This is a genomic window from Pseudomonas sp. FP2196 (assembly GCF_030687715.1).
In the GTDB taxonomy this organism is placed as follows: Bacteria; Pseudomonadota; Gammaproteobacteria; order Pseudomonadales; family Pseudomonadaceae; genus Aquipseudomonas.
This window is the reverse complement of the sequence record NZ_CP117445.1, coordinates 3,711,656-3,737,390: the sequence shown is the minus strand read 5'-3', so window position 1 is coordinate 3,737,390 and position 25,735 is coordinate 3,711,656. Positions and strand designations below refer to the sequence as shown.

28 protein-coding genes and 1 pseudogene are annotated in these 25,735 nt (G+C 59.1%); 13 read left to right on the top strand and 16 right to left on the bottom strand.

Annotated features, from left to right (window positions below):
* Positions 1-107: 107 nt before the first annotated feature.
* The gene (locus PSH79_RS16645) at positions 108-359 is read right to left on the bottom strand and encodes a bacteriocin immunity protein (protein WP_305438493.1); all 252 of its coding nucleotides are present in this window, start codon (positions 357-359) and stop codon (positions 108-110) included.
* A complete protein-coding gene (locus tag PSH79_RS16640; protein WP_305438492.1) occupies positions 359-1,696 on the bottom strand; it encodes an S-type pyocin domain-containing protein in 1,338 nt (445 codons plus the stop codon). Before PSH79_RS16640 ends, PSH79_RS16645 begins: the two co-directional genes overlap by 1 nt.
* Before the next feature lie 278 nt (positions 1,697-1,974).
* Between PSH79_RS16640 and PSH79_RS16635 the strand changes: the two genes are divergently transcribed.
* Together PSH79_RS16635 and PSH79_RS16630 are read left to right on the top strand one after the other, a co-directional pair.
* Positions 1,975-2,544 carry a hypothetical protein gene (locus PSH79_RS16635; RefSeq protein WP_305438491.1) on the top strand — a complete coding sequence of 190 codons (570 nt, stop codon included), beginning with the start codon at positions 1,975-1,977 and terminating at the stop codon, positions 2,542-2,544.
* Positions 2,545-2,565: 21 nt separating this feature from the next.
* Positions 2,566-2,731, top strand: a pseudogene (locus tag PSH79_RS16630) (FKBP-type peptidyl-prolyl cis-trans isomerase); the annotation flags it as partial.
* A 79-nt stretch (positions 2,732-2,810) separates the two neighbouring features.
* Here the strand turns inward: PSH79_RS16630 and PSH79_RS16625 are convergent.
* The 5 genes from PSH79_RS16625 to ftrA form a co-directional block, all read right to left on the bottom strand.
* A complete protein-coding gene (locus PSH79_RS16625) occupies positions 2,811-3,146 on the bottom strand; it encodes a hypothetical protein (RefSeq protein ID WP_305438490.1) in 336 nt (111 codons plus the stop codon).
* An 8-nt stretch (positions 3,147-3,154) separates the two neighbouring features.
* The gene (locus PSH79_RS16620) at positions 3,155-3,394 is read right to left on the bottom strand and encodes a pyocin S6 family toxin immunity protein (RefSeq protein WP_305438489.1); all 240 of its coding nucleotides are present in this window, start codon (positions 3,392-3,394) and stop codon (positions 3,155-3,157) included.
* A gap of 220 nt (positions 3,395-3,614) precedes the next feature.
* Positions 3,615-3,884: a hypothetical protein gene (locus tag PSH79_RS16615; protein WP_305438487.1), complete on the bottom strand. Its 270-nt coding sequence runs from the start codon at positions 3,882-3,884 to the stop codon at positions 3,615-3,617.
* Between the two features lie 2 nt (positions 3,885-3,886).
* Entirely contained in the window at positions 3,887-4,267 is a 381-nt protein-coding gene (locus PSH79_RS16610) for a DUF6124 family protein (RefSeq protein ID WP_305438486.1), read from the bottom strand.
* Between the two features lie 437 nt (positions 4,268-4,704).
* Complete coding sequence (gene ftrA / locus PSH79_RS16605) at positions 4,705-5,679, bottom strand: transcriptional regulator FtrA (protein WP_305438485.1); 975 nt, start codon at positions 5,677-5,679, stop codon at positions 4,705-4,707.
* A 102-nt stretch (positions 5,680-5,781) separates the two neighbouring features.
* Between ftrA and PSH79_RS16600 the strand changes: the two genes are divergently transcribed.
* The 4 genes from PSH79_RS16600 to PSH79_RS16585 all read left to right on the top strand — a co-directional run bounded on the left by PSH79_RS16600 (position 5,782) and on the right by PSH79_RS16585 (position 9,546).
* Positions 5,782-6,210 (top strand): rhodanese-like domain-containing protein, encoded by a 429-nt coding sequence (locus PSH79_RS16600; protein WP_305438484.1) that lies wholly within the window; start codon positions 5,782-5,784, stop codon positions 6,208-6,210.
* Positions 6,211-6,546: 336 nt separating this feature from the next.
* Positions 6,547-7,326 carry an ABC transporter substrate-binding protein gene (locus PSH79_RS16595; RefSeq protein WP_305438483.1) on the top strand — a complete coding sequence of 260 codons (780 nt, stop codon included), beginning with the start codon at positions 6,547-6,549 and terminating at the stop codon, positions 7,324-7,326.
* A gap of 186 nt (positions 7,327-7,512) precedes the next feature.
* Positions 7,513-8,625 (top strand): succinylglutamate desuccinylase/aspartoacylase family protein, encoded by a 1,113-nt coding sequence (locus tag PSH79_RS16590; RefSeq protein WP_305438481.1) that lies wholly within the window; start codon positions 7,513-7,515, stop codon positions 8,623-8,625.
* 204 nt (positions 8,626-8,829) lie between these two features.
* Positions 8,830-9,546: an alpha/beta hydrolase gene (locus PSH79_RS16585; RefSeq protein ID WP_305438479.1), complete on the top strand. Its 717-nt coding sequence runs from the start codon at positions 8,830-8,832 to the stop codon at positions 9,544-9,546.
* A 3-nt stretch (positions 9,547-9,549) separates the two neighbouring features.
* Here PSH79_RS16585 and PSH79_RS16580 read toward each other — a convergent pair whose 3' ends face one another.
* The gene (locus PSH79_RS16580; RefSeq protein WP_305438478.1) at positions 9,550-10,116 is read right to left on the bottom strand and encodes a hypothetical protein; all 567 of its coding nucleotides are present in this window, start codon (positions 10,114-10,116) and stop codon (positions 9,550-9,552) included.
* Between the two features lie 80 nt (positions 10,117-10,196).
* Positions 10,197-10,973: a hypothetical protein gene (locus tag PSH79_RS16575; RefSeq protein WP_305438477.1), complete on the bottom strand. Its 777-nt coding sequence runs from the start codon at positions 10,971-10,973 to the stop codon at positions 10,197-10,199.
* Positions 10,974-11,118: 145 nt separating this feature from the next.
* Between PSH79_RS16575 and PSH79_RS16570 the strand changes: the two genes are divergently transcribed.
* Positions 11,119-11,658: a chalcone isomerase family protein gene (locus PSH79_RS16570; protein WP_305438476.1), complete on the top strand. Its 540-nt coding sequence runs from the start codon at positions 11,119-11,121 to the stop codon at positions 11,656-11,658.
* 113 nt (positions 11,659-11,771) lie between these two features.
* Positions 11,772-13,040: an Nramp family divalent metal transporter gene (locus tag PSH79_RS16565; protein WP_370872667.1), complete on the top strand. Its 1,269-nt coding sequence runs from the start codon at positions 11,772-11,774 to the stop codon at positions 13,038-13,040.
* On the opposite strand, the gene PSH79_RS16560 is transcribed toward PSH79_RS16565, so the two are convergent.
* Entirely contained in the window at positions 12,997-14,172 is a 1,176-nt protein-coding gene (locus PSH79_RS16560) for a cytochrome P450 (RefSeq protein WP_305438474.1), read from the bottom strand. The genes PSH79_RS16565 and PSH79_RS16560 overlap by 44 nt on opposite strands.
* 79 nt (positions 14,173-14,251) lie before the next feature.
* On the opposite strand from PSH79_RS16560, the gene PSH79_RS16555 reads away from it, so the two are divergent.
* From PSH79_RS16555 to PSH79_RS16545, 3 genes are all read left to right on the top strand, one after another.
* A complete protein-coding gene (locus PSH79_RS16555; protein WP_305438473.1) occupies positions 14,252-15,010 on the top strand; it encodes a helix-turn-helix transcriptional regulator in 759 nt (252 codons plus the stop codon).
* Between the two features lie 147 nt (positions 15,011-15,157).
* Positions 15,158-16,378, top strand: coding sequence for a putative DNA modification/repair radical SAM protein (locus PSH79_RS16550; RefSeq protein ID WP_305438472.1), 1,221 nt, complete (start codon positions 15,158-15,160; stop codon positions 16,376-16,378).
* Positions 16,375-17,196 carry a TIGR03915 family putative DNA repair protein gene (locus PSH79_RS16545; protein WP_305438470.1) on the top strand — a complete coding sequence of 274 codons (822 nt, stop codon included), beginning with the start codon at positions 16,375-16,377 and terminating at the stop codon, positions 17,194-17,196. The genes PSH79_RS16550 and PSH79_RS16545 overlap by 4 nt, the downstream gene beginning before the upstream one ends.
* Before the next feature lie 157 nt (positions 17,197-17,353).
* On the opposite strand, the gene PSH79_RS16540 is transcribed toward PSH79_RS16545, so the two are convergent.
* From PSH79_RS16540 to PSH79_RS16520, 5 genes are all read right to left on the bottom strand, one after another.
* Positions 17,354-18,373, bottom strand: coding sequence for a branched-chain amino acid aminotransferase (locus PSH79_RS16540; protein WP_305438469.1), 1,020 nt, complete (start codon positions 18,371-18,373; stop codon positions 17,354-17,356).
* A 243-nt stretch (positions 18,374-18,616) separates the two neighbouring features.
* Complete coding sequence (gene lpdA, locus PSH79_RS16535) at positions 18,617-19,990, bottom strand: dihydrolipoyl dehydrogenase (RefSeq protein ID WP_305438467.1); 1,374 nt, start codon at positions 19,988-19,990, stop codon at positions 18,617-18,619.
* Positions 19,991-19,994: 4 nt separating this feature from the next.
* On the bottom strand, positions 19,995-21,266 hold the full coding sequence (locus PSH79_RS16530; RefSeq protein ID WP_305438465.1) for a dihydrolipoamide acetyltransferase family protein: 1,272 nt from the start codon (positions 21,264-21,266) through the stop codon (positions 19,995-19,997).
* The gene (locus tag PSH79_RS16525; protein WP_008086973.1) at positions 21,267-22,325 is read right to left on the bottom strand and encodes an alpha-ketoacid dehydrogenase subunit beta; all 1,059 of its coding nucleotides are present in this window, start codon (positions 22,323-22,325) and stop codon (positions 21,267-21,269) included. It abuts the gene before it with no gap.
* Between the two features lies 1 nt (position 22,326).
* A complete protein-coding gene (locus tag PSH79_RS16520) occupies positions 22,327-23,562 on the bottom strand; it encodes a 3-methyl-2-oxobutanoate dehydrogenase (2-methylpropanoyl-transferring) subunit alpha (RefSeq protein WP_007915086.1) in 1,236 nt (411 codons plus the stop codon).
* 185 nt (positions 23,563-23,747) lie between these two features.
* On the opposite strand from PSH79_RS16520, the gene bkdR reads away from it, so the two are divergent.
* Entirely contained in the window at positions 23,748-24,236 is a 489-nt protein-coding gene (bkdR, locus tag PSH79_RS16515; protein WP_025111414.1) for a Bkd operon transcriptional regulator BkdR, read from the top strand.
* 83 nt (positions 24,237-24,319) lie between these two features.
* Here the strand turns inward: bkdR and PSH79_RS16510 are convergent, their stop codons facing one another.
* Positions 24,320-25,183, bottom strand: a complete 864-nt coding sequence (locus PSH79_RS16510) for an MBL fold metallo-hydrolase (RefSeq protein ID WP_305438459.1) — start codon at positions 25,181-25,183, stop codon at positions 24,320-24,322.
* A 96-nt stretch (positions 25,184-25,279) separates the two neighbouring features.
* Here PSH79_RS16510 and PSH79_RS16505 point away from each other — a divergent pair, with 96 nt between their 5' ends.
* Positions 25,280-25,621 carry a helix-turn-helix transcriptional regulator gene (locus PSH79_RS16505; RefSeq protein WP_007915092.1) on the top strand — a complete coding sequence of 114 codons (342 nt, stop codon included), beginning with the start codon at positions 25,280-25,282 and terminating at the stop codon, positions 25,619-25,621.
* The last annotated feature ends 114 nt before the right edge of the window (positions 25,622-25,735 follow it).

Here is a 25,735-nt window from a genome sequence, read left to right as displayed (position 1 = left end):
GCTTGTCGACGATGCAATTTTTAGCTCTGCTTTCAACCCGACTGGCAATTCAGGTAAAACTCTGTAGCCCACCAAGAAAGATGTCCGAGCGGGCTTTTCCTGATCTGTCAGTTCTTGAAGCCCGGTAGGCCATTCGCACGGCAGTAATTACCAACAGTGCGTGTCACGCCATCTGTTGAATCATCCTCGCCAGCCTCTGGATGGAACAGTAGGTCGCTTCCCGCTGGATGCGGAACAATCTTGTTGAAGTGATCGACAAGCTCACCCCGTTCATCCTCGGTCTTTGCGTCTTCAATTGCCTGAATCAGAGCCTTGAATTCCTGCTCGGTGTAGTCGGCCAGATGACTCTTCAATTCCATTACTCAACTCTCCTGTGAATGTCGATATGGCGTCTTGGGGTGACGACATTGATGTTGTCGGTATCGTACACCGCACCACCATCCTTGATTAGTTCGATGTGGTGCAGCTCGAATGCGATTCGCTTTCCTGCATGTCCGGCTCTCGGTGTAACCGGTGCCAGACCATTTAGCATGCCTTTTAGATTACGTTCGTTGAATTGCTGACTTAGCTCCGGGTCTTTGGCTACAAGCTCCCAGAATGTTTTTCGGAAAGTGTCGAAGTCCTTGAATTCCCGTCCTCGCAGTTGGTTTGCGATCTGTGAGGGAACAGGTACGCCTAGCCCCACGCCAGCGCCTGCAAGCCAGATTCCTACTACGTCCTGCCCTTGGCCTGTAACGGTGCCTGGCTTTCGACGGACGTTCATCACGATGTAAAGCGGTTTTACTCCCGAGTCAGCAGGGAATACCAGAATGAAGTCTTTGTACTCGGGCGGATAGATCGGGTTAACGATGATGCTATCTGCTTTTTCAGACGGCGGATAAATCCAGATTTGCGGGGCTTGAGGTGCACCCTCTAGTGGCGGAATTCCTGTCGTGCTGGATGGGTCAACGGCTGGCGTCCAGATCAGCGTCACACCATCCCCGAAGTCCGCCACCTGCTGAGAGCCTTGCTCAACGAAGTGCACAACGGGAATCATCTCCCAATCGGTGCGCTTTTGAGTGTTGTACCCGTATCCCTTTAAGGTGCCATCGACCTGCTGCTCGACGTGAATTCGAACCCGTGTGCGACCTTTCTTGAGCGATTGAAGCTGTTCCTCTGTGTAAAGGCTGCTGTCGCCCAAACTGGAGGGCCACAGCAATGCAATAAAGCCAGCCAACGCACCAGCCGCAACACCGGTAGTTAGAACCCCGCCAGAAACACCGGTTGCAGTACCTGCGCCTGTTGCAGCACTCCCACCAGCAACAGCTGCCCCAGCAGTACATAGGCCACCACATGATGCGCCAGCAGTTGCAGCAACCCCACCTAACAGGAGAGTTCCAAGCGTTGCCGGCACTGCACCGCTCACTTTCTTGAGGGGAATGTTTCCCTGTGCGTCCGTCTCGTGGCCACCGAGAATGGCAAGCTCGCCAAAATTAGCGATCTTCTCAACGGGGATAAATCCTGCTGGCTTCTTATGGTCAATCACGCCGTCTGGAAGATCACAGCTCTTGGCGAACACACAGCCCAAACTGTTTGGTTTGGCGTCTTCTTTGGAGGGGAGATCTTTGTATTCAGCCCAACGCTGGGCATGGATATCGACAGGCTCGACACCGATATTGCGATAGCCCTTCGATGGGTTGGGTACATAACCAGACATGCAGCTTCCTTTCATCCTTGGGAAATCCAGCCTGTGGCTGGGGCAGTATCGACGTTAGTGGGAAGCGCACTCAATGGCGGCAGGACAAGTCCCAAAAAGCCTTGCTGATCGTTCCCTGTGTTCCGTGTCGTTTGGCAGCCGCGAAGGATAAACGCTTGGGGTGGGGCTTTGAATGGTGGCTACTGGCTAGTTTGAAGATGGAGCGGAGCTGGCAATCGGAGTCACGGCATAGGGCTACTCTGGTAATGTCCGGAGTATCAGGCGGGTAGGGGGAAGACATGCAAGCAGACGAAAAATCTATATTCAAATGGGTAATCAGGGGAATGTGGGCGATTATCGGTACGGTGATGCTGGCGCCGTTTGCGAAATGGGGCGAAGAACAGTTAAACCTTTCGATCTTTAGTCCGGTAATTGACTGGGTTTGGAGTTGGGTGCAGAGCGTGGGCAGTTGGTTGGCAAGAGATATTTCTTTCCCCGTTTGGGTTGTGATGCTCGCGTCCTTATTGATTGTGCTGCTGATGGTGCCCGTTGCCGCGCTGGTGTACGCCCGATATGAGGGCGGTGAATGTAGCGGGGACGAAGCTGCACATAGCTTACCCTTGACGGATGATCAGAACCGCGTCTTCGTGGTTGTGGGGAGCGCGATTCAAAAGGGCTATCAGGCTGAAATTGATGAAATTCGCCAAAGCTCTGGGTTGTCTCGAATCGCAACGCAGAATGTTCTCGAACACCTTACTGCGGTGGGGCTCATTCGCGCTGTCAATGGTGCCTATGGGCGCCAATATGCTGACCTCACACCATTGGGACGGGAGTATTTCCTCGAGTTGGAAGCGCTTGGTAAAGCCTAATTGCTTAAAGGTCATATACGAAAAGGTTGCTATCAAGGCTTGATGGGCATGCAGGTGGGTGGCCAAACGCAAACTGTTGGTGTCGGCGCATTTGGGATATGGCGAGCGGACGATAGCCAAAATTCCGCCGAATTCGAATCTGGTTTTTGAGATTGAGTTGCTGGAGGTTTTGACGCGGGAGGATTGAGGCTGGCGGTCGCGTGATCTGAACGAGTTGGATGAAGGCCACCCTTCATCTAAATGATCTCAGCCTGCGATTTTGTGGATCAGGTGAATACTTCAATATCGTCAATCGTGTCTTCAATGATCCCTTCAACAGAAGGGTATTTACCCTTAAGTTCTTTGAGTGCAGGAATAACTTTTTCAGTATCCAGTTCACCATGTCGACGAGCGATGTGGCCGAGCGCGGTAATGGCAGACGCCACAACAGCTTCAGTTTTGCTGTTCAGGTATTTCAGGCAGATGTCCTCAGCCCAGTTTCTATCAGTTTCATTCAAGCCAATGGAAACGAGTGCAGCGATCACGTTTGCATCCGTGCCGCTGGCAAGAAGGCGGATGGCATCATCGTGGCTTAATGACGGATCTTGGTAGATGAGGCTCATTGGCGAAGTTAACCCCTAATGCCAATAAAAAGGTCGAGTTCCGGTGGCAGTTGTTCGTTCACCGCCATGCCGATTTTTTGAGCTTGATCCGCCGTCAGCAGCCATTCGCCGTCGGGACTTTCATCAAGGCTTTTCCAACCCATTGCAGCCAAGACTGCGGCTTCAAACTCCGGCCCGACTGCAAGTTCGTATTTTAAGGTGTGGTCTTTGTCGTCACCTTTTAAGAAACCGCTAATCCATAAATACATCTGTAGCCTCCTGTCTGTCGCAGTCATTGCAGTGGTTTCTTGTGGAAGCGCGGATGATGTTCCTTCAAGGCTTAAACCTTCCTGGAGTCTGGCTTTCCGATATTCGTCAGCAGAAAGGAAGCCTTCGCGAGCAGGCTCGCTCCTACAGTTGATTGCGGTTGAGTACACCGCAGATCAATGTGTGAGCGAGCTTGCTCGCGAAGAACGATCACGCGGTCAATCAGGCCGCGTGCGACATCTCGGCCAGTGTGTCGGCCACGGTTCTTTGCAGTGATGGGAAGCGGCGTGTCACGCGGTGCAGTGCGGGCAGCACGGCGTCGACTTCCAGTTCATCGAGTTGAGCGAGGGCGGTGACGGCGGAGGCGACGATGGTTTCTCGTTCGCTTTCGAAGAGCACCAGGCAGGCGTTCTGCGCCCAGCGTCTGTCCCGTTCGTTGAAGCCCATGGCAATCAATGCCGCGACGACCTGTGCATCTGTTTTATTGGTCATGGTCATTGCCTCAGGTCGGGGTCGAGTTTGTCGAGGGCGCGGTTGACCGCGAGTTCTCCGAGCATGACGACTTGCTGGATACCGAGAACGGTGTTGCGGTACGGCGAGTCGAGCAGGGCGGCGAAGTCGCTGAGCATGACGCTGGCCGAGGCCATGGATTCGCAGGCGTGGGCCATGAGGTCTTCGGTGCCTGTGTTCGGGTCAACGAGGAACATGGTGCTGGCCTTGCGGGGTGGTAAAGGCGGTGTGGGTTTCAGATAGTGATCGAGGGCGCGTTCGGCGGCTTCGTGGAGTTTTCTGGAGCCCGGGGTGGAATAGGGGGAGGTTGGATTTGGATCGATTTCCGCGCCTGTTTCAGGCGGATTTGGTGTGATTTTGAACATGGTGTAGTTTTCCAAAGTGATGCTGACACCACCTCGCGACTAAACGAAAAGGTGGCAGCTATACGCAGGTTAGTCGACCGGAAACTCCACCAAAACCGGCGCACCCGAAGGCGCCCTGCGCACAGCTACCATTGAGTGAGGTATAGAAATACCTACTGTCTGGAACGTTGTGCAGTTTAAGTGGATTACCGAGCGACTAAACCCGATCACTGACCCTTCAGTGACGCGAACCAAGTTACCGGCGACCCCCAAGCCGCACAAGCCGGCGGATTCTGGCGTAGTTGTAGGCAAAGGCGCAAGGCGCTGTAGCCTCATGGCTGATGCCGAAATGATGCTGCGTTTTACCGGACGCTTTCGCGAGCAGGCTCGCTCCCACCTTTGAAATGCGTAACCCCTGTGTGAGCGAGCCTGCCCGCGAAGGCGGCTTCAAAATCAACTCAAGAAATGGCTTTGACACCCCGCCCAAACCGTTCCCGATACACCGACGGCGGCACACCCACCACGCCGCGAAACGCCACCCGAAAACTCTCCACCGACCGATAACCACAGCGTTCGGCAATCTGCTCGGTGTGTTGATCCGTGCTCTCCAGCAACTCTCGCGCCCGGGCCAGCCGTTCATGCTGCAACCAGGCTTTGGGCGACTGACCGCTGGCTTCGCTGAATCGCCGCAAAAAAGTGCGCTCACTCATCGCCGCTTCACTGGCCAGATCGCGCACCTCCAGCGGTTCATGCAAGCGCTCGCGCGCCCACTGCATTACCCGCGACAGGTCATTGCGCGGCGTCGCGCTCACCGGTGTCGGAATGAATTGCGCCTGACCGCCGGTACGCTGCGGCGACATCACCAGTCGCCGCGCCACCGAGTTGGCCACCTGCGTGCCGAAGTCCCGCGCCACCAGATGCAGGCAGGCGTCGATGCCGGCCGCGCTGCCGGCCGAGGTGATCAACTGGCCCGAATCGACATAAAGCACATCGGGATCAACCGCAATCGCCGGAAAGCGTTGCGCCAGTTCAGTGGTATAGCGCCAATGAGTGGTGGCGCCGTGACCGTCGAGCAGGCCGGTGGCTGCCAGCACAAAAACCCCCGAGCAGATCGACAACAGGCGCGCTCCCCGGGCATGGGCCTGGCGCAATGCGTCGATCAATTCGGGGGGCACCGCAGCATTACGGTCGCGCCATCCGGGAATGATGATGGTGCGGGCCTCGGCCAACAGTTCCAAATCACCGTCGGCCAATACCTGAATCCCGCCCATGGCGCGCATCGGCCCTTGATCGACCGCTGCAATCGCATGCTCGTACCAAGGAAAATCGAACTCCGGCCGGGCCAGGCCGAAGATCTCCACGGCAATGCCGAACTCGAAAGTACAGAGGCCGTCGTAGGCCAGAATCGCGACCAGATTGGGTGATAAGGGCATTTGGCGGAAAATTCCCGGTGAGTGTCTTGTGCGCCACTGTAGCGGCAAGCGGCGGCTCGATAAAGTCTGTCCACACCCGTTCAGATGTAGGAGCAACACCCCATGACCAGTCTGGTTCGCGAATTTCCTGCCGCACCGTCGGCAATTGCCCTGATGCACTTCAGCAACCGTCTGACTTTCGAAACCGATTGCTCCGACGTATTCAGCAGCCAAGAGGCCGGTGAGGTCGACTTTGTGCTGGTCGATGTGCGCGGGCCACTGGCATTCGAACGTGGACATGTTCCAGGCGCGATCAACATTCCGACGCGGTTGCTGACGGCTGAAGGATTGGCGGCTCACCCGAAAACCACACTGTTCGTGGTCTATTGCGCCGGTCCGCATTGCAATGGCGCCAACAAGGCCGCGGTGAAACTGGCGGCATTGGGTTACCCGGTCAAGGAGATGATTGGTGGTGTAACCGGTTGGCTGGACGAAGGATTTCAATTAAGCGTGGAGCAAGCAGCCAAGGCCCCCATCGGCTGCAACTGCTGAAACCCAAACCCTGTGTAGGAGCTGCCGCAGGCTGCGATCTTTTGATCCTGTTTTTTAAAATCCAAGTCAAAAGATCGCAGCCTGCGGCAGCTCCTACAGGGGGAATTTTGTTCTGTTTGAGGGCTTGTCCTACAGCCTTTGCACCACGACGGCGCACCGATTGACACCGCTCAGCTGGTGCGCCGATCTTCTGTAAGTATTTGTCGCTTAAAAACAATCTGCCCTGTGCGCGCCGCCATAGACTGCCGGCCACTTCGGTTTTTTGCCTGTAAATGGCCATGACCGGACGCTGACTCGAAAGCTGCCAATAAAAGCCTCCGCACACAGGAGTTATAAATGAAGAAGCTAGTGATGTTTGGTGCCCTGGCACTGTCGATGTTGTCCCTGACCGCTGTGGCCGAAGACGCCAAGCCGATCCGCATCGGTATCGAAGCCGGATACCCGCCGTTCTCGATGAAAACCCCTGACGGCAAACTCGCCGGTTTCGACGTGGATATCGGTGATGCGCTGTGTGAGCAGATGAAAGTCAAATGTACCTGGGTCGAGCAGGAATTCGATGGCCTGATCCCGGCACTGAAAGTGAAAAAGATCGACGCGATCCTGTCTTCGATGACCATCACTGACGACCGCAAGAAAAACGTCGACTTCACCATCAAGTACTACCACACACCGGCGCGCTTCGTGATGAAGGAAGGTTCCGGCGTCAAAGACCCGCTGACTGAACTCAAGGGCAAGAAAGTCGGCGTGCTGCGTGCCAGTACTCACGACCGCTACGCCACCGAAGTGCTGGTACCTGCCGGTATCGACCTGGTGCGTTACGGCTCGCAGCAGGAAGCCAACCTCGACATGGTCTCCGGTCGTATTGACGCGATGCTGGCCGACTCGGTCAACCTGAGCGACGGTTTCCTGAAAACCGACGCCGGCAAAGGCTTTGAATTCGTCGGCCCGACCTACGAAGACGCCAAGTACTTCGGCGGCGGTGCCGGGATTGCAGTGCGCAAGGGCGATACCGCTCTGGCTGAGCAATTCAACAAGGCCATCACTGAAATTCGCGCCAACGGCAAGTACAAGCAAGTGCAGGACAAGTACTTCGACTTTGACGTGTACGGCCATTAACAGGCTGTAGAAAAAGTGGCCCCGTTCACGCGGTGGCCACTTTTTTTGTGCCCATGATTTATCCTGCATCACACCTTTCCAATGTAGGAGCTGCCGCAGGCTGCGATCTTTTGATCTTGATCCTGAAAAACAAGATCAAAAGATCGCAGCCTGCGGCAGCTCCTACAGAGTTCGCGGAGTTTTCTTATGCAACGCATCGACCATGTTCTGCCCTGGAGCCACTTGGGCAGCGAGCGCTCCCTCAGCGTGTTTCGTTATGGCGCCGGCACCCGCAAGGTGTACATCCAGGCCAGCCTGCACGCCGATGAACTGCCGGGCATGCGCACCGCGTGGGAACTCAAACAACGCCTGAACGCACTCGAAGCGCAAGGCCGTTTGCAAGGCGTGATCGAACTGGTGCCGGTGGCCAACCCGATCGGCCTGGACCAGCATCTGCAAAGCGCTCACATGGGCCGCTTCGAACTGGGCAGCGGCAAGAATTTCAACCGCGGGTTTGTCGAACTCAGCGCGCCGGTGGCGGCGTTGATCGGTGATCAATTGGGCGCCGATGCCGACGCCAACATCGCGCTGATCCGTCAGACCATGGGCCGGGTCTTCGATGATCTGCCGGCACCGGCCTCGCAACTGGAAGCGCTGCACCGCTTGCTTCTGCGCCATGCTTGCGACGCCGACATTACCCTCGACCTGCATTGCGATTTCGAGGCGTCGATTCATCTTTACGCGCTGCCGCAACACTGGCCGCAGTGGCAATCGCTGGCGGCGCGGATCAAGGCGGGCGTGGCGTTGTTGTGTGAAGATTCCGGCGGCAGTTCGTTTGACGAGTCTTGCTCGACACCGTGGCTGCGTCTGGCGCGCGCCTTCCCGGACGCGGCGATTCCGGCGGCCAACCTCGCGACCACTTTGGAGCTGGGCAGCATGGGCGACACCCGGGTTGATCAGGCTCAAGCCAATTGCGAGGCGATTCTCGGGTTTCTGGCGGAGCAGGGTTTCATCAGCGGTGAATGGCCGGGGGTGCCGAGTGAGTGCTGTGAAGGCATGCCTTTCGCCGGCACCGAATACCTGTTTGCCCCGCACCATGGCGTGGTGAGTTTCCTGCGCAATGCGGGCGAGTGGGTCGAGAAGGGCGATGCGATTTTTGAGGTGGTTGATCCGTTGAAGGATCAGTTGACCACCGTGCGTGCCGGAACCAGCGGGGTGTTGTTTGCGCTGGATCGCGGGCGTTATACCGAGCCGGGGATCTGGCAGGCGAAAGTGGCGGGGCGGGTACCGTTTCGCACGGGCAAGCTGACTAACGACTGACAGCTCTGGGCGGATCTGAAGGCCTCATCGCTGGCAAGCCAGCTCCCACAAGGTTTGTTGGGGAACACAGCCTATGTGAACACCCCCAATCACTGTGGGAGCTGGCTTGCCAGCGATGGCGGCCTCAGCAGCACCTCAATATTTGGATCCCTGCTTCAGGGTGTTAGGCTCCCCCCGAACCCGACACCCTGTGAAGGAAGACCTATGTTGAAGGTGTTTGCTCTGTTGACCCTCCTGGCGTCCACCGCCGTCCATGCTCAAACCACCCTGCAAAGCGACCTGCCACTCAAGTACATCGAACAGGTTCACCCTGATGCCGATCCGCGTCCGCTGGTGATTTTCCTGCACGGCTACGGCAGTAACGAGGCCGATCTGATCGGCATGAAATTTCAGCTCCCGGCGCAGTACAACTACCTGTCGGTGCAGGCACCGCTGGCGTTGGGCGAAGGGCGTTTCCAGTGGTTTCGCAAGAAAGGCGAAGGCGCCTACAACGGCGAGACCGATGATCTGAAGGCCAGCGGCCAGAAGCTCCGGGATTTTGTCGCGCAAGCGGCGAAGAAATATCACGCTGCCCCGGACAAGGTGTACCTGATCGGCTTCAGCCAGGGCGCGATGATGACCTACGAGGTAGGCCTGCGACCACCGGTGGCGGTGGGAGGTATTGCGGCGTTGAGCGGGCGTTTATTGCCGGTGTTGAAAACCGAGCTCAAGACCGAGCAACAGCCGCTGCCACTGAACATCTTTATCGGTCACGGCACCGCCGATGATCGCGTGCCGTATCGCGACGGCACCGAGGCCAATGCGTTGCTGCAGAAACTGGCTTACAAGCCGCAATTCCACGCGTATCCCGGCGTCGGCCACAGCATCACTGCGGCCGAACTGCGGGACTTGAATGCATGGCTAGAGCAACTCAACCCTTGAAGCTCATTTTTCCTTGAGGATGGCTTTCACCAGCGCATCGTGACCGGCCTTGTCGCTGACCCGGGAGATCACCTGGACCAGCGCCATGCGCGTTCCCGAACCGGCCATCAAGGTCGTGTTGAGGGTCTGGCCGCCGCCCTGCGTGGCAGTGCTGTCGACCTGGCGCAGGCCAAGGCCGGTGCCTTTTTGGGTCAGGCTTTTTTCGCTGAGCTTGTTGAAGTCCGGCAATGCTTTGCGCTGCGCCTCGATGAAGTCAGAGACGCTGCCGTCGAGAAACTCGCTGTCGTTGTCCTTGACGTTGTTGCCTTCGGGAATCTGGTTTTCGGCGGCGATGACCACGGTTTTAGTGGTCTGGTTGGTGTACATCGTGCCGGTGGCACCGGTCGGGCTCGCCGGCAGTGGATCGGCGACGAAGCCTTTGGGTAGCACAAAGGTGAACTTGCCGCCCAGCATCGAGACCTTCTCGGTGGCCGATTTTTCCTTGGCCTTGGCCGCCTGAGCGTTGATGGCGCCGAGACCGGCGACAGCCGCCAGCAACAGGACGACGGCTTTCTTGCTCAACAATGTCATTCGAATCTCCGGGGAATGGTCGGGGCAGGCGGGCGATCATCCCATGCAGAGCCGTGGCACTCCAGCGCGGCTCGTCCGGGTTACTGCGGTTGTTGCCGTTTCACTGCCGGGCGCGCCAGCAACTGTCGGGTCACGCCGAGCATGGCCACCGACACGGCGACGCCCATGGCAAATCCGCTGAGCCCCAGACTCGGCAAGGTCAGCGCCGACACCAGGCAAAACGCCGAAAATGAATACATTCCGGTCGCCGTCGCCCGCAACAGAGCGGCAGTGAACTCAGGGCCACGGGTCTGCTGGGAAAACACCGCCATCACACTGCCGAGCACCGGGAACACCGCCAGCAGGCCGCTCCAGCGTTCGCCGACAGTGCTGGCCAGCATCGTCACCACCAGCGTCAACGCAGCGCCGGCGATCATCCGCCAGATCAGTTTGTCCGACTTCGGCGCCGGGCCGTTCAGCACCGGTTGTACCTTGGGGAACAAGTAGGGTGCCGCCAGCAAAGCAACCGCTGCCGCCGCCACCGAGAACGGCAACGACGCTGGAATCCAAGACAGCACCAGCGCCAACACTGCCCAGACTGCCAGGGAAAGGCTCAGCGCCCATGGCCAGTTCGCCCGTTGCGCGACCTGCGCGTAAGTGATGCAGAAGGCAATCATCGCGAACATTGCCGACAACGCAGCCACCGCCGATTGCGCAGCAAATTTCGACCCTTGTTCAATGGCGAGGAAAAACAGAATCGGCCCGACCACCACGGGCAACCCAGACAACCACCCGGCCACGCTCGGCCCCCAACGCTTGCCTGCCAGTGAGATCAGCAGCAGAAAACCGGGAATCAGCAGCAGTTTGAGGATCAGCACGCAGGTTTCTCCGTCGGGTGAGAGGGGGCCACGGTAGCATTGCTAAGAACGTTTTGCTGCGTATGTGAGCGATTTTTGTATACAAAGTATCGAAGCGATACAGGCTATGCTTTGCCTGTCAGGGTTTACCGGAGTCAATGGCGTGATGAACAGAACACAGGGTGTCTTGCGAGGGTGCTGCGCCATCGGCTTGTGGGCCTTGCTGGTTGCGCCGGCCTGGGCCAACTGGCAGGACGAAGTGCCCGGCGCCAGGATCATCGGCAGCGGCGATTTCAGTGTGTTTGGTTTCGACGTTTATAACGCAAGGTTGTGGAGTACGGCGCAGCCTCTGGCGGACGGGCAGCCTTTCGCGCTGGAGTTGATCTATCGCCGACAGATTTCTCGCGACGATCTGGTCGAAGCCAGCGTTGATGAAATCAAGCGTCTGAATGGAGCCTCCGTCACCCCGGCGCAACTGGCCGGCTGGCAGACGCAGATGCAGCAGGCGTTCGTCGATGTCCAGGCGGGCACGCGCATCACCGGAGTGTATTTACCGGGGCAGGGCGCACGTTTTTTTGTTGGCCAGCAGTTGCAGCATGAGATCGCCGACCCGCAGTTCGCCCGCGCGTTTTTTGATATCTGGTTGAATCCACGTACGCGCAATCCTGAACTGCGCCAGCAGTTGCTGGGCGTGACGGGGTCTTGAGCTTTCATCAAAGGGGCCGAAACGTCTAAGCTGCGTCTTTCGACTTGTTTCTGGATGTGTGCGTGAAATTCAGTTTGCCCAAAATCGCCACCGCGCCGTTTTGCCCGCCGGAAGTGGCAGGCAGTGTTGCGGTAGATCCCAACGCCGCGTTTTTCAAGCGTGTGCTGCGCTTCGCCGGCCCCGGTTTGCTGGTGTCGATCGGCTATATGGATCCGGGCAACTGGGCGACGGCCATCGAAGCCGGCTCGCGTTTCGGGTACAGCCTGCTGTTTGTGGTGTTGCTGGCGAGTCTGGCGGGCATGGTCGTGCAGTGCCTGTGTTCGCGGCTGGGTATTGCCACCGGGCGCGATCTGGCGCAATTGTCCCGCGAACGCTACAGCACCCCGACCGCGCGGCTGCAATGGGTGTTGGCGGAGATCTCGATCATTGCCACCGACCTTGCCGAAGTTCTCGGTTGCGCGCTGGCGTTTCACTTGTTGCTTGGCTGTTCGCTGACCTTCGGCATTGCCCTGACCGCGTTCGATACATTGCTGGTACTGGCTCTGCAAAATCGTGGATTCCGCCGACTGGAAGCGATCATGCTGGTGCTGGTTGCCACCATTGGTGTGTGTTTCTTCGTTGAACTGGTGCTGATCAAACCGTACTGGCCGGACGTCGCCCAAGGCTTCAAGCCATCCCTGTCAGCCATCAGTGATGCCGCGCCGTTGTATCTGGCAATCGGCATTCTCGGGGCCACGGTGATGCCGCATAACCTCTACCTGCACACGTCCATCGTGCAAACGCGGATGATCGGCAAGGATCTGGCGAGCAAACAGGACGCGGTGAAGCTGGCGCGCATCGACACCATCGGCTCGCTGGCGCTGGCGCTGATGGTCAACGCGGCGATTCTGATTCTCGCGGCGGCTGCGTTTCACCAGTCCGGGCATACCGACGTGGTGGACATCCAGGACGCCTACCACCTGCTTGATCCGCTGGTCGGCGGTGCGCTGGCCAGCGTGTTGTTCGGCGTGGCGTTGCTCGCGTCAGGGCAGAGTTCGACCTTCACCGGTACCATCGCCGGTCAGGTGATCATGGAGGGCTATCTGAATCTGCGCATTCCCTGCTGGCAACGGCGCCTGATCACTCGTGGCCTGGCGTTGATTCCGGCGTTTATCGGCGTGTGGCTGATGGGCGACAACGCTGTGGGCAAACTGCTGGTGCTCAGTCAGGTGGTGCTGAGCCTGCAACTGCCGTTTGCCCTGTATCCGCTGATCCGTATGACCAACGACAAACAACTGATGGGGCCGTTCGTGAACCGCTGGCCGACCCGGGTGCTGGCCTGGGGGTTGTTTGTGCTGATCAGCGGGGCCAATAGCTGGTTGATTTTGCAAATGGCAGTGTGAGCAAATCCCTGTAGGAGCTGCGGCACGCAACCACGTCGCTGAACAGTGGGATGCGTCCGTTGAGCGAAGGGCGGTAGTGCCAGTTAAGGCGCTCCAGTTCAATGCCGTGAGCGAGAATTTCCCTGACCGTCGCACTGGCAATACTCATCGCCGCCGCCTGCCCCGGACACTGATGCCGACCGCTGCCAAAACTGAAACTGCGGCGGTTCGGGCGCTCCAGTAGAAACTGGTCGGGGTTGTCGTTCAGCGCCGGATCGCGGTTGGCCGAGGCCAGCAGCACCAGAATCACCGCGCCAGCCTCGACACGCACACCGTCGATTTCGCAGGACGCGGCGACAAAGCGCCGGGTGTTCTGTATCGACGGGTCGAAGCGCTGGACTTCACTCAGCAGGGCTTCCACTGATTCGCCACGCAACTCGGGCTGACGATGTAACGTCAGCAGCGCATTGCCGATCAGCCCGGCGCAGGCTTCAAACGTCTGCGAGCAGAGGCCGATCAGGTTGGCGATCAGGTTCTCCTGATCCCCTTCAAAGCGCTGTCGGATGCCCGCAAGCAACGCGCTGCTTACGCCAGGCTCGGCCAACAACTCGATGAACTGCCCGCGCAACTGCTCGGCGGCGGCGTGGGCAGCCGTCAGTTGCACATCGTTACTCAAAGGTGACAGGCATGCCGCGAAATCCGCCGTCAGCGCACTGATCGCCCGACTCTGCGCCGGAGAAAACCCGAGCAACGCCGCCACCACGGACACCGGGCCGCGGAACATGGCGTTGTACAAGCCGTCCGCATCCGTGTTGAGCAGTCGTGCGCTCACTCGCGCGCGGACTTCGTCCTGATCAATCAGCAGCAGTGGCGGCTCGAATGCCGAACGCGGGCAGCGCTGGCTTTCGCCATCGTTCATCCGCATCAACTGCGCGAAAACCTTGCCTGCCATGCCCTCGGCAAGCGCTTTGGGTACCGGTTCCTGCGCCGGACGCACCCGGCAGTCGGCATGCGCCAGCACGGCGCAAACAGCGCTCGCCGTGCTGGCGACCCACAATTTGAGTTCGGGATGAAACGTCAGTCCGCCCTCGGCGCGCAGTTTTTCGTAATAGGGGTAGGGATCGGCATGAGTCGCAGCGGTGATCGGGTCCATGGTTCGCAGCCTTGTCGATGGGGAAAGTGTTGCTACTATCTCCAGTCCGTAGCGGCGACGATTCGTCCGGGAGCGAAATATGCACGCAGAACATCAAGATATCGGCGTCTCGCAAGTGGCGGCAGCCATCGCCGAGCCGGCACGCACAAAAATCCTCTGCTCGCTGATGGATGGCCATGCCCGCACCAGCACCGAGTTGGCAGCTGTTGCCGAAGTCAGCGCTTCCACCGCCAGCGCGCATTTGGCCAAACTCAAGGACCTGGCGCTGGTGCGTCTGCACGTGCAGGGCCGCCATCGTTATTACAGCCTGGCTGACCAACGCGTCGCTCAGGCGCTGGAAGCCTTGATGGTGATCGGCCAGAACACCGCGCCGACGTTCAAGGCGCACACGCCGGATCGCCTGCAGTTCGCCCGCACCTGCTACGACCATATGGCCGGGACACTGGCGGTGTTGCTGCATGACCGCTTGATCGAGGCGGGTTGGCTGGTGAAAACCGACGAGCAGGCATATCGCCTGAGTGACAGTGGTGAGGCCTTGTTTGCCGGGCTGGGCATTGAGGTGCAGGACTTGAGCACTTTGCGCCGCAAGTTCGCCTGCCCGTGTCTGGACTGGAGCATGCGCCGGCCGCATCTGGGTGGTTCGCTGGGCGCGGCATTGCTGCAAACGGCGTTGAAGCGTAAGTGGGTGACGCAGGATCTGGACAGTCGGGCGTTGGCGCTGACGGCGGTGGGGTGCAAAGAAATCGGGGTTCGGTTTGGTGTCGAATTGCCGATGCAGGCAAAGATCAAAAGATCGCAGCCTTCGGCAGCTCCTACAGGAAGTGTGTACACCCGATAAATTCCGACCCTGCCGAATCCTTGTAGGAGCTGCCGAAGGCTGCGATCTCTTGATCTTGAGCGTCTGGCCGACGAGGGGCGCATTTGCCACCTTGTGCCACCGCAGTTGACCCTATACTGTATATGCAACCAGTAAAGAGCCCGCGCCATGCAAATCATCGACAAGCTCAGCATTCTCGCCGACGCCGCCAAGTACGACGCCTCCTGCGCGAGCAGCGGTGCGCCCAAGCGAAGCTCCGAGGGCAAGAGCGGCCTGGGCTCGACCGATGGCATGGGCATTTGTCACAGCTACACGCCGGACGGGCGTTGCGTTTCGCTGTTGAAGATTCTGCTGACCAATTTCTGCCTTTACGATTGCCAATACTGTGTCAATCGTCGCTCCAGTGATGTGCCGCGCGCGCGTTTCACGCCCGAGGAAGTCGTGGCGCTGACCATGGACTTCTACCGGCGCAACTGTGTCAGCGGCCTGTTTCTCAGCTCCGGGATCATCCGCTCGGCGGACTACACCATGGAGCAACTGGTCCGGGTCGCCAAGCTGTTGCGCGAAGAGCACGAGTTTCGCGGTTACATTCACCTCAAGACCATCCCCGAAGCCGATCCTGCGTTGATCGAGCAGGCCGGACGTTACGCCGATCGCCTGAGCGTCAACATCGAACTGCCCACCGATGCCAGCCTGCAAACCCTGGCCCCGGAGAAACAGATCGGCACGATCAAGCAGGCCATGCAGACCATCTACACCGGCGAGCAGACCGTGCTCAACGAGCCACGCGCGCCGAAGTTCGCGCCGGCCGGGCAGAGCACTCAGATGATCGTCGGCGCCGATGACACCGACGACAGCACAATCCTCCATGGCGCCCAGGCCTTGTACGGCAACTTCCGCCTGCGCCGGGTTTACTATTCGGCGTTCAGCCCGATCCCCGACAGCCCCAAAAGCGTGCCGCTGGCCGCGCCGCCGCTGATGCGCGAGCACCGCTTGTATCAGGCCGATTTTCTCTTGCGCAGTTACGGCTACAGCGCCGGAGAGTTGCTCAAGGGGCCGGGGAATCTGGCGTTGGACATCGATCCGAAACTGGCGTGGGCGCTGCAGAATCGCGAGGTGTTCCCGCTGGATCTGAACCGCGCCGAGCCCGCACTGATCGCACGCATCCCCGGCATTGGCCTGCGTACCACCGAACGTCTGGTGGAGCTGCGCCGCCAGCGGCGGATCCGCTACGAGGATGTTGCACGCATGCGCTGTGTGCTGGCCAAGGCCAAGCCGTTCATCATCACCAGCGACTATCACCCGCAGCAGGCCGAGGTCACCAGTCATATGCTCTATCAGCAACTGCGCGACCGGCCGCAGCCGCAGCAGATGGGGTTGTGGGGATGATCAATCTTGATTGCGACGACCTGTTCGACACCTGGCGCCAACAGGCACGCTGGCTACTCAGTCATGAGGTCGACCCGAGTCTGGTGAGTTGGGCTTCGGAGGGCGTCAGCGACTTGTTTGTCAGCGACCATGAAGTGCCCGAGGGGCACGGCCCGTTTCAGGCCCGCATTCCGCGTGCGTTACTCGACACCCTGGAGCAAGCCGCGCGATACCGTGGCGATCAACGCTGGAGCCTGCTGTATGAAGTGCTGTGGCGAGTCAGTCACGGCGACCGCACGGCAATGATGGCCGGCGACAAACTGGGCAGCGAATTGCAGCGGCGAATCAAACAAGTCAGCCGCGAAGCCCATCATCTGCATGCATTCGTGCGCTTCATCGAACGGCCTAAAGATTCGCCAGGCCCGCAATATGTGGCATGGCACGAACCGGCTCACGACATCCTGCACAGCGCCAGCGAGCATTTCGTCGCCCGCATGGGCCGTCACCGCTGGATGATCGCCACACCGCGTGACGGCGTTTACTACGACGGTGAACAACTGATCCATGAGCGCCAATGCCCTGTTGAATGGCAGCAGATGGCGCAGAACGTCGACGACCCGCATGGTGATCTGTGGTTGACCTATTACAGCCACATCTTCAATCCGGCGCGGTTGAATCCGAAAGTCATGCAGGGGCATTTGCCGGTACGGTTCTGGAAGAACTTGCCGGAGGGGGAGTTGATCCCCGGGTTGATTACTCAGGCGCGGATGGGCAAGCAGCAGAATGGGCAGGCAAGCGGGATTGCCGGGCGCTCCGGAAAACGCATCGCGTTGAAATGAAAGATCAAAAGATCGCAGCCTTCGGTAGCGCCTGCATGGGTTTCGCTTTCCACCTGTAGGAGTCGCAGAAGGCTGCGATCTTTTGATTCTGCTAGAAATAAAAAAGCCCCCCATCAATTGCTCGATGGAGGGCTTTCGCACCTCAGAGAGCGTCAGATCAAACCTTGACGATCCAGCCCGCTGGCGCTTCGATGTCGCCGGTCTGCACACCGGTCAGCTCTTTGTAGAGCTGCTGGGTAACCGGGCCGACTTCGGTTTCGCTGTGGAACACATGCAGATGATCGTTGTAGCTGATGCCGCCGATCGGGGTGATCACCGCAGCAGTACCGCAGGCGCCGGCTTCCTTGAAGTCCGACAGTTTGTCGATGAGCACGTCGCCTTCAACCACTTCCAGGCCCAGACGCGATTTCGCCAGTTCGATCAGCGACAGACGGGTGATGCCCGGCAGTACTGACGGCGAGTTCGGGGTGACGAACTTGTTGTCGTGGGTGATCCCGAAGAAGTTGGCCGAACCGACCTCCTCGATTTTGGTGTGGGTCATTGGGTCCAGGTAGATCGCATCAGCGAAGTTGGCTTTCTTCGCTTTCGATCCCGGCATCAGGCTGGCTGCATAGTTGCCGCCGACCTTGGCAGCGCCGGTGCCTTGTGGGGCGGCGCGGTCGTAGCTGGAGATCTGGAAATTGTGCGGGGTCAGGCCGCCCTTGAAGTAGGCGCCAACCGGAATGCAGAAAATCGAGAAGATGAACTCGGGGGCGGTGCGCACGCCGATGTTGTCACCCACGCCGATCACGAACGGACGCAGGTACAGCGCGCCGCCGGTGCCGTATGGCGGGATGAAGCGCTCGTTGGCACGTACCACTGCTTTGCAGGCTTCGATGAACTGCTCGGTGTCGACCAGCGGCATCAGCAGGCGCGCGCAGCTGCGTTGCATGCGCAGGGCGTTCTGGTCCGGGCGGAACAGGTTGATCGAGCCGTCCTTGCAACGATAGGCCTTCATGCCTTCGAAGCACTGCTGACCATAGTGAAGGGCAGTCGAGCCTTCGCTGATGTGCAGCACGTTGTCTTCGGTCAGGGTGCCTTTGTCCCACTCGCCATCGCGAAAGTACGACAGATAGCGCTTGTCGGTCTTGATGTAGTCAAAACCCAGCTTGTCCCAATTGATGCTTTCGTTACCCATGACACCCTCTATCACTGAACAACCGTCGAAACGGTTCAAGGCTTCTGACGTTTTTTGGATGGGCACAACAATACTTCATTCTTGAGCGGTTTCGCAGCCCGGACTATCGGATGACAGACAGATAATTCGTGTTGCCCTCAGGAATTCGCGAGCAGGCTCGCTCCCACAGGTAGAACCCATTTCAAATGTGGGAGCGAGCCTGCTCGCGAAGGGGCCTTCATGGCCATCCGCAAAAGTCCTGAATTACAGATGCAACGCATGCCCCAAAGCACGCAACGCCGCTTCCTGCACCGCTTCACCCAGGGTCGGGTGCGCATGGATGGTGCCGCCGATGTCTTCCAGCCGCGCGCCCATTTCCAGGCTTTGCGCGAACGCTGTCGACAATTCGGAAACACCCACGCCCACCGCCTGCCAGCCGACAATCACATGGTTGTCCCGACGAGCGACCACGCGCACGAAGCCGCTTTTCGATTCCAGCGTCATCGCCCGCCCATTGGCGGCAAACGGGAAACTGGAAACGATGCAGTCGAGCCCGGCAGCCTTGGCCTCGTCCGGCGTCTTGCCGACTACCACCAGTTCCGGGTCGGTAAAGCACACGGCTGCGATGGCGGTCGGGTTGAATTCGCGGGTCTTGCCGCTGATCAACTCGGCAACCATTTCACCTTGAGCCATGGCGCGGTGAGCCAGCATCGGCTCGCCGCTGAGATCGCCGATGGCATAGACATTGCGCATGCTGGTCTGGCAACGGTTGTCGATCTTGATCGCCGAGCCGTTCATTTCCAGACTCAGTGCTTCGAGGTTCCAGCCTTGTGTGTTGGGTTTGCGACCAACGGCCACCAGCACCTGATCGGTTTCCAGATCGAGGGTTTCGCCGTTCGGATCACGCACCTGCAATGTACCGTCGAAGCCCAAAACACTGTGCTTGAGATACAGTTTCACGCCCAGTTGCTTCAATGCGTCATGCACCGGTTGGGTCAGTTCCGCGTCATAGGCGGGCAAGATACGATCCTGCGCCTCGACCACACTGACCTCGGCACCGAGCTTGCGGTAAGCAATGCCCAACTCCAGACCGATATAACCACCACCAACCACGATCAGGCGTTTCGGCACGCTTTTCGGCGCCAACGCTTCAGTGGAGGAGATGATCGGCCCGCCAATCGGCAGGATCGGCAAATTGACGCTGGTGGAGCCGGTGGCAAGCACCAGGTGCTCGCACTGGATGCGGGTGTCGCCGACTTCCACGGTTTTGCCGTCGATGACTTTGGCCCAGCCGTTGATGACTTGAATCTTGTTCTTCTTCAGCAATGCGGCAACGCCGGTGGTCAGGCGATCAACGATGCCGTCCTTCCACTCGACGCTTTTGCTGATATCGAGGGTCGGCGCCGAAACGCTGATACCCAGTGCCGAATGCTGGTTGTGCTGCTGGGTCTGATGAAATTGCTCAGCCACGTGGATAAGCGCTTTCGACGGAATGCAGCCGATGTTCAAGCAAGTGCCACCCAGCGATTGGCCTTCGACCAGAATGGTCTGAATGCCCAGTTGCCCGGCGCGAATCGCCGTGATGTAGCCGCCGGGGCCGCCGCCAATGATCAGCAGCGTGGTGTTCAAGGTTTGCATTCCATCACTCCACAAACAGGGTCGCGGGTTGTTCGAGCAGGCCACGAATGGCCTGGATAAAGAGCGCCGCGTCCATGCCGTCGACCACGCGGTGATCGAAGGAACTGGAGAGGTTCATCATCTTGCGGATCACCACCTGGCCTTTGACGACCATCGGGCGTTCGACGATTTTGTTCACGCCGACGATCGCCACTTCCGGCAGGTTCAAAACAGGCGTGCTGACAATGCCGCCCAGCGCACCGAGGCTGGTCAGGGTAATAGTCGAGCCTGACAGCTCATCGCGGCTGGCCTTGCCATTGCGCGCGGCATTGGCCAAACGTGAGATCTCGGCGGCGCTGTCCCACAGGCTGCGCGCCTCGGCGTGGCGAACCACTGGCACCATCAAACCGACATCGCTTTGCGTGGCGACGCCGACGTGTACCGCGCCGAGACGGGTGATGACCTGGGCTTCGTCGTCATAGCGGGCGTTCATTTGCGGGAAGTCACGCAGGGCCACAACCAGAGCGCGCACGAGGAACGGCAGCAGGGTCAACTTGCCACGGCTCGCACCGTGTTTTTCATTCAGGTGCGTGCGCAGCTCTTCAATCGCGGTAACGTCGATTTCCTCGACGTAGCTGAAGTGCGCGGCGCGCTGGGTGGCGTCCTGCATGCGCTGGGCGATCTTGCGGCGCATGCCGATCACTTGAATCTGTTCTTCGTCGTTACGTTGGGCGTAAGCGGCGGCGACTGGTGCTGAAGCGTTGGACTGACCTTGCGCCAGATAGGCTTCAAGGTCTTCGTGCAGCACACGACCGGCCGGGCCGGAACCGCGCACCAGACGCAATTGAATCCCCAGATCAAGCGCATGTTTGCGCACGGCCGGGGAGGCCAGTGGGCGTTCATCCGCTTCGCGGACAACCATCGGGCCTTGGCAAACCGTAGCCGGACGCGAGGCGGCTGGAGCAGGTTTACGTTCAACAATTGCTTCAACGTTCGGCGCCGCAGGTGCTTCTTTGACCGGCGCTGGCGCGGCAGACTCTTTCAGGTTACCGGCACCCTCGACTTCAATGCTGATCAGCACACTGCCAACCGCCATCACTTCACCCGGCTGGCCGCCCAGCGCAATGACTTTGCCATGGACCGGCGACGGAATATCGACCATCGCCTTATCGGTCATCACGTCCGCCAGCACCTGATCCTCAACCACCAGATCACCAACCTTGACGTGCCACTGCGACAGTTCTACTTCTGCGATGCCTTCGCCAATGTCCGGCATCTTGATAACGTGCGTGCCCATTCAGACCTCCATGACCCGTTTCAACGCCGCGCCCACTCGGGACGGCCCAGGGAAATACGCCCACTCTTGCGCGTGCGGGTAGGGGGTGTCCCAACCGGTGACGCGCTCGATCGGCGCTTCCAGGTGATGGAAGCAATGCTCTTGCACCAGCGATACCAGTTCGGCGCCGAAACCGCAGGTGCGAGTGGCTTCGTGGACCACCACGCAGCGACCGGTTTTCTTCACGGATTTGACGATGGTTTCCAGGTCCAGCGGCCACAGGCTGCGCAGGTCGATGACTTCGGCGTCGACGCCGCTTTCTTCAGCCGCCACTTGCGACACGTAAACGGTGGTGCCATAGGTCAGCACGGTCACGTCCTTGCCCGGACGGGTGATCGCGGCGACGTCCAGCGGCACGGTGTAGTAGCCGTCCGGAACCTGGGCTTGCGGGTGCTTCGACCACGGGGTTACCGGGCGATCGTGGTGGCCATCGAACGGGCCGTTGTACAGGCGTTTCGGCTCCAGAAAAATCACCGGGTCATCGTTTTCGATGGACGCGATCAGCAGGCCTTTGGCGTCATACGGGTTGGACGGCATGACCGTGCGCAAACCGCAGACCTGGGTGAACATCGCCTCGATGCTCTGGCTGTGGGTCTGGCCTCCGTAGATACCACCGCCGCAAGGCATGCGCAGGGTCATCGGGGCGGTGAACTCGCCGGCCGAGCGATAACGCAGGCGCGCGGCTTCGGAAATGATCTGGTCGGAGGCCGGGTAGACGTAGTCGGCGAACTGGATTTCAGCCACCGGACGCAGACCGTAAGCGCCCATGCCGACGGCAACGCCGACGATGCCGCTCTCGGAGATAGGAGCATCGAACACCCGGGAAGCGCCGTACTTGGTCTGCAAGCCCTCGGTGCAACGGAACACGCCGCCGAAATAACCGACGTCCTGACCGAACACCACCACATTGTCGTCACGCTCAAGCATCACATCCATGGCCGAGCGCAGAGCCTGGATCATGGTCATGGTGGTCGTGGTCATGGCGGTTTCCAACTGAATATTGTTGTTGTGATCGTTCATGTCAGATCCCCAACTGCTGACGCTGGCGCTTCAAGTGCTCCGGCATCTCTTTGTAGACGTCTTCGAACATGGTCGCTGCGCTCGGGATCTGGCCGCCGGCGAGGGTGCCGTACTGTTCGGCCTGTTTCTGCGCGGCAATCACTTCGGCTTCAAGCTCGGCGCTGACGGCGGCGTGCTCTTCGTCCGACCAGTGGCCGACCTTGATCAGGTGCTGTTTCAAGCGGGCAATCGGATCGCCCAGCGGGAAGTGGCTCCAGTCATCGGCAGGACGGTATTTGGACGGGTCATCGGAGGTCGAGTGCGGGCCGGCGCGGTAGGTGACCCACTCGATCATGGTCGGGCCGAGATTGCGCCGGGCGCGCTCGGCAGCCCAGGCAGACGCGGCGTAGACCGCGTAGAAGTCGTTGCCGTCGACGCGCAGTGAGGCGATGCCGCAACCGACGCCGCGTCCGGCGAAAGTGGTGGCTTCACCGCCGGCGATGGCCTGGAAGGTCGAGATCGCCCATTGGTTGTTGACCACGTTGAGAATCACCGGCGCCCGGTAAACGTGAGCGAAGGTAAGGGCGGTGTGGAAGTCCGATTCGGCGGTGGCGCCGTCGCCGATCCATGCCGAGGCGATTTTCGTGTCGCCCTTGATCGCGGAGGCCATACCCCAGCCAACCGCTTGAATGAACTGGGTGGCGAGGTTACCGGAGATGGTGAAGAAACCGGCTTCCTTGACCGAATACATGATCGGTAACTGACGGCCCTTGAGCGGATCGCGCTCGTTGGACAGCAGTTGGCAGATCAGGTCGACCAGCGGTACTTCGCGAGCCATGAGAATGCTTTGCTGACGGTAGGTCGGGAAGCACATGTCGTCGATGTTCAACGCCAGGGCCTGGGCGCTGCCGATGGCTTCTTCGCCAAGACTTTGCATGTAGAACGACATTTTTTTCTGGCGCTGGGCGACCACCATGCGGTTGTCGTAGATGCGCGTCTTGAGCATGGCGCGCATGCCCTTGCGGAGGATCTCGACCGGAACGTTCTCGGCCCACGGGCCGAGGGCGTTGCCTTGATCGTCAAGCACGCGAATCAGGCCACGGGCCAAGTCGGCGGTGTCGGCAGGTTCTACGTCGATGGAAGGTTTGCGCACCGTGCCGGCATCGGTCAGATGCAGGTAGGAGAAGTCGGTTTTGCAGCCTGGGCGGCCCGAAGGTTCAGGGACGTGCAGACGCAGCGGTTCATACGCTTGGGTCATGGCTTCTACGCTCGATCTTGTGAATTTCTTGTAGTGAGCTGGCAGTCATTCTTCGATAAAAGAAATCTTGTCCTACAACAATCATAGGCCCGGGCAAGAAGAATATTTATCTCTGTTTCGTTGCGCTGGCGATCATTTGCAGATAGAAATTCTGCATAAGCATAAAAAACAGGTGGTTTTGTCTCATGCGCAAACTGGACCGTACCGACATCGGCATTCTCAACAGCCTTCAGGAGAATGCGCGCATCACCAACGCTGACCTTGCACGCTCGGTGAATCTGTCGCCAACGCCGTGCTTCAACCGGGTCAAGGCGATGGAAGAATTAGGCCTGATTCGCGAACAGGTGACCCTGCTGGACGCCGATCTGCTGGGGCTGCATGTGAATGTGTTCATTCACGTGAGCCTTGAGAAACAGGTCGAGGAGGCATTGCAGCATTTCGAGGAAGCGATTTCCGATCGCCCCGAGGTGATGGAGTGCTACCTGATGGCCGGCGACCCGGACTATCTGATCCGGGTGCTGGTGCCGACCATTCAGTCGCTGGAGCGCTTCATGATGGACTTTCTGACCAAGGTGCCGGGGGTGGCGAATATCCGGTCGAGCTTTGCACTCAAGCAGGTGCGCTATAAGACAGCGTTGCCGTTGCCGGCAAATGGGTTGACGCTGGGGGCGTGAAGATCAAAAGATCGCAGCCTGCGGCAGCTCCTGCATTGGATTCGCATTTCTCCAAGGAGCTGCCGCAGGCTGCGATCTTGACGTTAAAGCTTGTTGATCGGGATCTTCAGGTAGACCACGCCGTTATCCTCGGCCGCCGGCAAATTCCCCGCCCGAACATTCACCTGTATCGCCGGCAACAACAGTGTCGGCATTCCCAATCCGGCATCGCGTTTTGTGCGCATCTCGACAAACGCCGCCTCGTCGATGCCGTCATGCACGTGAATGTTACTTTTGCGCTGCTCACCGACAGTACTCTGGCACTGCGACTCACGCCCCTCCGGCGGGTAATCGTGGCACACGTAGAGCTTCACGCCGGCCGGGAAGGCCAGCAGTTTCTTGATCGAGTTGAACAGTTGATGAGCGTTGCCACCGGGGAAGTCGCAGCGCGCGGTGCCGACGTCAGGCATGAACAACGTATCGCCGACCAGGATCTGTTCGCCGTCGATCAAATAGGCCATGTCCGCCGGGGTGTGGCCAGGCACGTGCAGCGCGGTGGCCTTGAGGTTGCCGATCATGAACGACTCGTTCGGCGCGAACAGGTGATCGAACTGCGAGCCATCGACGCAAAACTCCGGCTCCAGATTGAACAATGCCTTGAACACGTTTTGCACTTTGCTGATCGACTCGCCAATGGCGATCTTGCCGCCCAGTTCCCGGCGCAGATACGGTGCGGCGGACAAGTGATCGGCGTGGGCGTGGGTTTCCAGCAGCCATTGCACTTGCAGGTTGTGCGCGCGGACGAAGGCGATGAGCTTGTCGGCCTGGGCCGTGCCGGTGCGGCCGGCGGCGCCGTCGTAATCGAGCACCGGATCGACGATTGCGCATTGTCCGCCGTCTGCTTCATAGACCACGTAGCTGTAGGTCGAGGAGGCGGGGTCGAGGAAAGCTTCAATCAGCGCGGGCATGGACATGAACCTGTGCAGGGGAAGAAAAGTCGGTTGCAACACTTTATGTAAAAACATAATGTTCGCAGCTTAAGTGACGTTGAAGGCATCCTGCAAATGCAATCCAGTCTGACCGAATGTGAAGTCGCCCAATTACGCGCCTCGGCCTCCAAGGCCTGTGCGCTGCTGAAGGCCATGGCCAATGAGGATCGTCTGTTGATCCTGTGCCAGTTGACCCAGGGCGAACGCAACGTTGGCGAGCTGGAGAAAATGACCGGCGTGCGTCAGCCGACGCTGTCCCAGCAATTGGGCATCTTGCGCGATGAAGGGCTTGTCGCGACCCGTCGTGAAGGCAAGTACATTTTTTACGGCCTGGCCAGTCCTGAAGTCATCCAGGTAATGAAAACCCTGTCCGGACTCTACTGTGGGGCAGTACTCAAAAGCCTCGGTCACCAATAAATGCCTGCCAGAACACATCAACCCTGTGGGAGCGAGCCTGTTCGCGAAAGCGGCGGTTCAGTCAATACTTTATTCGACTGATAGTCCGCCTTCGCGAGCAGGCTCGCTCCCACA

Bases quoted from the DNA above. Each gene is read 5' to 3' on its own strand.
- PSH79_RS16645 (WP_305438493.1), bottom strand. From the start codon at position 359: ATGGAATTGAAGAGTCATCTGGCCGACTACACCGAGCAGGAATTCAAG.
- PSH79_RS16640 (WP_305438492.1), bottom strand. From the start codon at position 1,696: ATGTCTGGTTATGTACCCAACCCATCGAAGGGCTATCGCAATATCGGT.
- PSH79_RS16635 (WP_305438491.1), top strand. From the start codon at position 1,975: ATGCAAGCAGACGAAAAATCTATATTCAAATGGGTAATCAGGGGAATG.
- PSH79_RS16625 (WP_305438490.1), bottom strand. From the start codon at position 3,146: ATGAGCCTCATCTACCAAGATCCGTCATTAAGCCACGATGATGCCATC.
- PSH79_RS16620 (WP_305438489.1), bottom strand. From the start codon at position 3,394: ATGTATTTATGGATTAGCGGTTTCTTAAAAGGTGACGACAAAGACCAC.
- PSH79_RS16615 (WP_305438487.1), bottom strand. From the start codon at position 3,884: ATGACCAATAAAACAGATGCACAGGTCGTCGCGGCATTGATTGCCATG.
- PSH79_RS16610 (WP_305438486.1), bottom strand. From the start codon at position 4,267: ATGTTCAAAATCACACCAAATCCGCCTGAAACAGGCGCGGAAATCGAT.
- ftrA (WP_305438485.1), bottom strand. From the start codon at position 5,679: ATGCCCTTATCACCCAATCTGGTCGCGATTCTGGCCTACGACGGCCTC.
- PSH79_RS16600 (WP_305438484.1), top strand. From the start codon at position 5,782: ATGACCAGTCTGGTTCGCGAATTTCCTGCCGCACCGTCGGCAATTGCC.
- PSH79_RS16595 (WP_305438483.1), top strand. From the start codon at position 6,547: ATGAAGAAGCTAGTGATGTTTGGTGCCCTGGCACTGTCGATGTTGTCC.
- PSH79_RS16590 (WP_305438481.1), top strand. From the start codon at position 7,513: ATGCAACGCATCGACCATGTTCTGCCCTGGAGCCACTTGGGCAGCGAG.
- PSH79_RS16585 (WP_305438479.1), top strand. From the start codon at position 8,830: ATGTTGAAGGTGTTTGCTCTGTTGACCCTCCTGGCGTCCACCGCCGTC.
- PSH79_RS16580 (WP_305438478.1), bottom strand. From the start codon at position 10,116: ATGACATTGTTGAGCAAGAAAGCCGTCGTCCTGTTGCTGGCGGCTGTC.
- PSH79_RS16570 (WP_305438476.1), top strand. From the start codon at position 11,119: ATGAACAGAACACAGGGTGTCTTGCGAGGGTGCTGCGCCATCGGCTTG.
- PSH79_RS16560 (WP_305438474.1), bottom strand. From the start codon at position 14,172: ATGGACCCGATCACCGCTGCGACTCATGCCGATCCCTACCCCTATTAC.
- PSH79_RS16555 (WP_305438473.1), top strand. From the start codon at position 14,252: ATGCACGCAGAACATCAAGATATCGGCGTCTCGCAAGTGGCGGCAGCC.
- PSH79_RS16550 (WP_305438472.1), top strand. From the start codon at position 15,158: ATGCAAATCATCGACAAGCTCAGCATTCTCGCCGACGCCGCCAAGTAC.
- PSH79_RS16545 (WP_305438470.1), top strand. From the start codon at position 16,375: ATGATCAATCTTGATTGCGACGACCTGTTCGACACCTGGCGCCAACAG.
- PSH79_RS16540 (WP_305438469.1), bottom strand. From the start codon at position 18,373: ATGGGTAACGAAAGCATCAATTGGGACAAGCTGGGTTTTGACTACATC.
- lpdA (WP_305438467.1), bottom strand. From the start codon at position 19,990: ATGCAAACCTTGAACACCACGCTGCTGATCATTGGCGGCGGCCCCGGC.
- PSH79_RS16530 (WP_305438465.1), bottom strand. From the start codon at position 21,266: ATGGGCACGCACGTTATCAAGATGCCGGACATTGGCGAAGGCATCGCA.
- PSH79_RS16525 (WP_008086973.1), bottom strand. From the start codon at position 22,325: ATGAACGATCACAACAACAATATTCAGTTGGAAACCGCCATGACCACG.
- PSH79_RS16520 (WP_007915086.1), bottom strand. From the start codon at position 23,562: ATGACCCAAGCGTATGAACCGCTGCGTCTGCACGTCCCTGAACCTTCG.
- bkdR (WP_025111414.1), top strand. From the start codon at position 23,748: ATGCGCAAACTGGACCGTACCGACATCGGCATTCTCAACAGCCTTCAG.
- PSH79_RS16510 (WP_305438459.1), bottom strand. From the start codon at position 25,183: ATGCCCGCGCTGATTGAAGCTTTCCTCGACCCCGCCTCCTCGACCTAC.
- PSH79_RS16505 (WP_007915092.1), top strand. From the start codon at position 25,280: ATGCAATCCAGTCTGACCGAATGTGAAGTCGCCCAATTACGCGCCTCG.